The organism is Limnofasciculus baicalensis BBK-W-15 (genome assembly GCF_024178385.1).
GTDB lineage: Bacteria > Cyanobacteriota > Cyanobacteriia > Cyanobacteriales > Coleofasciculaceae > Limnofasciculus > Limnofasciculus baicalensis.
Genome location: NZ_JAMZMM010000418.1, coordinates 1 through 4,724, shown reverse-complemented (window position 1 = coordinate 4,724; position 4,724 = coordinate 1). Strand labels below are relative to the sequence as shown.

The following is a 4,724-nucleotide window of genomic DNA, read 5'->3' as shown; positions in this document are numbered from 1 at the left end:
GTAGGGAGTGGGGAGTGGGGAATGACTAATAACTAATAACTAATAACTAATAACTAATAACAAACAACCAACAACCAACAACTAACAACTAACAACCAAAGACTTTTTGTCCATAATATTCTGAGATTGCTGATATTTGAGAATAGGTGTTGGTGCATTTATCCCCAAGTGGATTTGGATCTGAGGACCAGAAAAAGCGAGCCTAATAATCATCCCATCTAATACAGTTATTTGATTAAAGGGTTGACCCTGGAAATAACTGCCATTACTGCTAAAATTAATTAATTGCCACCGAGTTGCCATCTGCCGAATTGCCAAATGGCGGCGTGATACGACTGAACTATGGAGAACGATATCATTATTAGGACATCGCCCAATGTTAATTGTGGGTTTCCCCTCAAAACTCCACTGTTGAAGTGTACTATGCTGGGAGGGATGCCGCAGTGACAGAGTAATGACACTGGGGGCTAGAGTTGCCCACAGCAAAGAGTAGTCTATTAATTTGTTATTTTGCACCCTGAGAAAACCAAATCTTCAATTAGTTGACTAATTCAGGCGAGAATCTCTCCGAGACTATATCTGGGGGTTTCCTCACCACTAGCGATTGGTAGATATGTTAATTTACTTTGTACTTGCTACCTTAACTTTACAGGATATCAAAAGACTTGTTAAATAGTACTTTTACGGATATTAGGATTTTATATCAATAGCAGTCACTTATTGAAAGCCTCACACCTGTTATGCCTTAGTTATCTTTCTTAACAATCTTGAAACCATTGCTCTGTAGGGTTTTAGGCATTCAGCGATTGAGGTGTACTTGAAAAAAACACTTGTTTTTATCTCAAAAATTAGGATTTTCTTAAGAATATAGTGGCGAGAAAGGGGCAGGCAAGATGCCTGCCCTACAGATTCTTATGCCCACGCCACGAAAGTTAAGCTGGAACCTTAATGTGATTAATTCCAGCTAAACCAAATGCTTTGTGAATTACTTGGAGAGCATTAATACCTTGATCTTCTGCTACTACACAGCTAATTTTAATTTCTGATGTAGTAATCATCTGAATATTGATTTGCTCTTGAGATAGGGCAGCAAACATCTTAGCTGCCACACCTGGATGCCCCACCATCCCCGCACCAACAATACTCACTTTAGCAATATCTGGATCTACCAAAACCTCTCCATATCCCAAAACTAATGCTGTTTTTTCTAGTGTAATTCTTGCTATTTCCGCATCTATTTGGGAGATGGTACAAGCAATATCTCTTGTCGGAATACCATCAATTACCCGACAGCGTTGAGACTGAATAATCGTATCAACACTAATATTTTGCTCTGCCAATAGTCCAAAAATCTTTGCAGCCATACCCGCACAATCTGGTACTTGGCGAATTGCTAAACGTGCTTGTTTAAGATCCAGGGCAACACCTCTGACTGGGGGAGTAAAGAGTGGGTTTTTTGAAGTGGGAATTCGAGAAGGGGAACTGTCAATATCAAAAGTTTTGCATAAAGATGCGATCGCAATATTCCCATCCTTTTGATCGATCACGCAACTGACTTTGATTTCCGAGGTGGAAATCATTTCAATATTGACACCAGCATCTGCTAAAGTTTTAAACATCAGAGCTGCTACACCGGGACGACCAATCATTCCAGCACCTGCGATCGCAATTTTCGCAATTCCCCTTTCTACTATTACCTCAGCCTCTTCAGGATGGGGCATTTGCTGATTGCGAAGAGAAGGAGCAATTGCTTCTGATACTGCTTCAGCACGATTGAGAATATCGCTACTTACAGTAAAAGCAATATCATTAGTATTACCCTCATGAATAGACTGAATAATTAAATCCACATCCACATCTTTACGGGCAATCTCACCAAACAATTTTGCCGCTACACCAGGACGATCCGGCACCCTTAGCATAGCAACTTTTGCCTGATCTGGATCGAATTCTACCGCATCTACAGGACGAGCAATTTCCAAACCTTCTAAAGAGCGAGGTTGGGGAGGAGGAGAAACTACACGAGTACCAGGATCGTCCGTCCAACTAGATAATACAACTAATGGCATCCCATAATTACGAGCAATTTCCACAGCACGGGGATGGAGAACTTTTGCCCCCAAACTAGCTAATTCCAGCATTTCATCGCAAGTAATTTCATCCATCAATTGGGCATCTGCCACTAAGCGAGGATCGGCTGTTAAAATTCCTGGTACATCAGTATAAATCTCGCATTGAGAAGCCTTCAAAGCCGCAGCAAGTGCCACCGCTGAAGTATCGGAACCCCCCCTACCCAAAGTCGTAATTTCCAACTCATCAATATTACTAATCCCTTGAAATCCAGCCACCACCACAACTTTACCCTCATTGAGGTGTCTAAAAATTCGGTCAGTATTGATATTAAGAATCCGGGCGCGGCTATGTTGCGCTTCTGTCACAATCCCCACCTGTGCCCCAGTCAAAGAAATCGCAGGTTGCCCTAACTCCTGCAAAGCCATAGCTAGCAGCGCCATAGAGACTTGCTCGCCTGTAGAGAGCAACATATCCATTTCCCGACGGCTGGGATTAGCAGAAATTTCACTAGCGAGTTTCACCAAACCATCAGTTGTCTTACCCATGGCGGAAACCACAACAACCAGGGAATTACCAGCTTTAACAGCTTTAACGACTCGTTGGGCAACCGCAGAGATTCGTTCTACTGAGCCAACCGATGTGCCACCATATTTTTGGACAACTATCGTCAGATTGGGATTGTCAAGTGTGTTAGTCATAGGATTGTCAGTAATCTACTATTACCCATTTAAACTGTATATTGTCCAAAATGATAAATTAGTAAAGAACCTTTTTTCTCAGGACTTACGCTCATAATCTATATGTGGGGTGCGTTATCCTATGCTAACGCACCATTCACACTAAGCTGCATTAGAAGAGGTTTTGGTTTAGTATAATTATTAGGGTGGGTATTGATGGCATAGATTCACCCAATCCAAATTTTTACTAACAAAGGTAAGCGATCGTGAATAATTCTCAAGTTACGGTAACAAAGGAACGTCTTGATTTACTCTCAGAAATTGAACAAACTCCAGAAGAATACATACCAGAATTGTTGAAAATTGTCCGGCTATTGCGTCAAACTGCGATTGCTAAACAAAGGTCTATAACTGCTTGGGATAATGCTATCAAGCAACTTAATGATAGCGATCGAGAGGTAGAAAAGCAAGAGAGAATTAAACAATTATTTCAATCTTGGTTGGAATTAGATGAGAGAAGCGAACAAAAAGAAACTTTAAAAGTTATTGAATTGATTGAGGGTGTTTCAATTTAATGAGCCAAGTTATTTTATTGGATTCTGCACCAGTAGGATTAATTACTAATCCTCAAGCTACGCCTTTGACTTTACAATGTCAACAATGGTTTTTAGGTATTTCTCAAAAAGGTTATCGAGTAGTCTTGCCGGAAATTGTAGATTATGAAATTAGACGATAATTATTAAGGGCAAATAAAATTTAAGGCTTAAGAAAATTAGAGCAATTAAAGTCAGAAATTATCTATCTTCCTATTACTACAGAAGTAATGTTAAAATCAGCAGAATTATGGGCTTCTGCCAGGAAACAAGGTAAACCTACTGCTGATAATAAAGCCTTAGATGGTGATGTTATTTTAGCATCTCAGGCTATTTTAGTTAGTAATTATGGACATGAAGTAATTGTAGCAACAACTAATATAAAGCATTTATCTTTATTTGTTGATGCTAGAGAATGGCAAAACATTTAAAAAATATATTGACATTGGTACGCTCATTACACGCACTCCCGGATTGCATGGTGGATGTCCCCACATCCTCGGTAAAGGCGTTACCTAATTAAACTAATATTTTAGCACACTAAGTACGGTAGACCCGAAATTACGGCAATTTGGCTTGAGTGATGATCAAATTGCAGAGGTGGTAGGGCTAGCTTTGGAGGTAGTGAAGTAGATAAATTGAAAAAAATCAGTTTATTAATAGTGCCGAAGGTATTGTAATCTAGTAAGATACTTTATAAGCGATCTCGCGCGACTTATCTGTGTTTTTTATGCAGTTTTGTCCTGCTCTTAACCTACAGTTTCAAATCCCACACCATCCGCACCACGAAAACCCTCCAAAATTATGGCAAAAGCTACACTACGCTATACAACTCGACACTTAAACGAACTAGGTTTATTTATAGAAGTACCCGGAAGGGCAGATAACGATCGCACCCGGCAAAAGGCAATCGAAGAAATCCAACGCCGGATGGACGATCCAGATGATAATAGTTTGAATCCAGATAGCTTTGCTGATGGATTGAGTATTGAAGATTTAATTGTAGTCGAGCCACCTGTGACAGATAATACAGATGAGGATGAACCAGAGATTATTCAGGCAGTAAAAGCGATCGCAAATTTAGCCAGTTTAAGAGTCGGATTAGAAGAGGCGCACCAGCAGGCATTAGAGTTACGTCCCTTAATTGAAGCATTATTTAGTCCCGCACCCTTAACCCCTGCCCAAATGCAGCAAGCAACAGACAAGAATTTTGCCAAAACCTTAATTAAATTTGCCGAAGCCAGGGCAGCCCGTGACAAATTCCTCCCCCTTGCCGAAACAGCTTGGCAGGTATTAGAACCCGCACTAGAAAGTATTGCAGCCAATAGCGAGGATGGCAAGAGTTCGCTCCAAAAAAGCTAACATTTTCTTCCTCTTACCC

At 40.5% G+C, this 4,724-nt stretch carries 6 protein-coding genes; 4 read left to right on the top strand and 2 right to left on the bottom strand.

Going from position 1 to position 4,724, the window contains the following annotated elements; genetic code table 11:
- Positions 1-81: 81 nt before the first annotated feature.
- A complete protein-coding gene (locus tag NJ959_RS25730; protein WP_254014608.1) occupies positions 82-516 on the bottom strand; it encodes an FHA domain-containing protein in 435 nt (144 codons plus the stop codon).
- A 416-nt stretch (positions 517-932) separates the two neighbouring features.
- Positions 933-2,744, bottom strand: a complete 1,812-nt coding sequence (locus NJ959_RS25725; protein WP_254014609.1) for an aspartate kinase — start codon at positions 2,742-2,744, stop codon at positions 933-935.
- 272 nt (positions 2,745-3,016) lie between these two features.
- Here NJ959_RS25725 and NJ959_RS25720 point away from each other — a divergent pair, with 272 nt between their 5' ends.
- The 4 genes from NJ959_RS25720 (at position 3,017) to NJ959_RS25705 (ending at position 4,705) form a co-directional block, all read left to right on the top strand.
- Complete coding sequence (locus tag NJ959_RS25720) at positions 3,017-3,325, top strand: hypothetical protein (RefSeq protein WP_254014607.1); 309 nt, start codon at positions 3,017-3,019, stop codon at positions 3,323-3,325.
- Positions 3,325-3,486 (top strand): hypothetical protein, encoded by a 162-nt coding sequence (locus NJ959_RS25715; RefSeq protein WP_254014606.1) that lies wholly within the window; start codon positions 3,325-3,327, stop codon positions 3,484-3,486. The genes NJ959_RS25720 and NJ959_RS25715 overlap by 1 nt, the downstream gene beginning before the upstream one ends.
- Positions 3,487-3,573: 87 nt before the next feature.
- Positions 3,574-3,774 (top strand): PIN domain-containing protein, encoded by a 201-nt coding sequence (locus tag NJ959_RS25710; protein ID WP_254014605.1) that lies wholly within the window; start codon positions 3,574-3,576, stop codon positions 3,772-3,774.
- A 373-nt stretch (positions 3,775-4,147) separates the two neighbouring features.
- Positions 4,148-4,705, top strand: a complete 558-nt coding sequence (locus NJ959_RS25705) for a hypothetical protein (protein ID WP_254014604.1) — start codon at positions 4,148-4,150, stop codon at positions 4,703-4,705.
- The last annotated feature ends 19 nt before the right edge of the window (positions 4,706-4,724 follow it).

Coding starts and splice junctions, on each gene's coding strand:
- NJ959_RS25715 (WP_254014606.1), top strand. CDS start 3,325: ATGAGCCAAGTTATTTTATTGGATTCTGCACCAGTAGGATTAATTACT.
- NJ959_RS25710 (WP_254014605.1), top strand. CDS start 3,574: ATGTTAAAATCAGCAGAATTATGGGCTTCTGCCAGGAAACAAGGTAAA.
- NJ959_RS25705 (WP_254014604.1), top strand. CDS start 4,148: ATGGCAAAAGCTACACTACGCTATACAACTCGACACTTAAACGAACTA.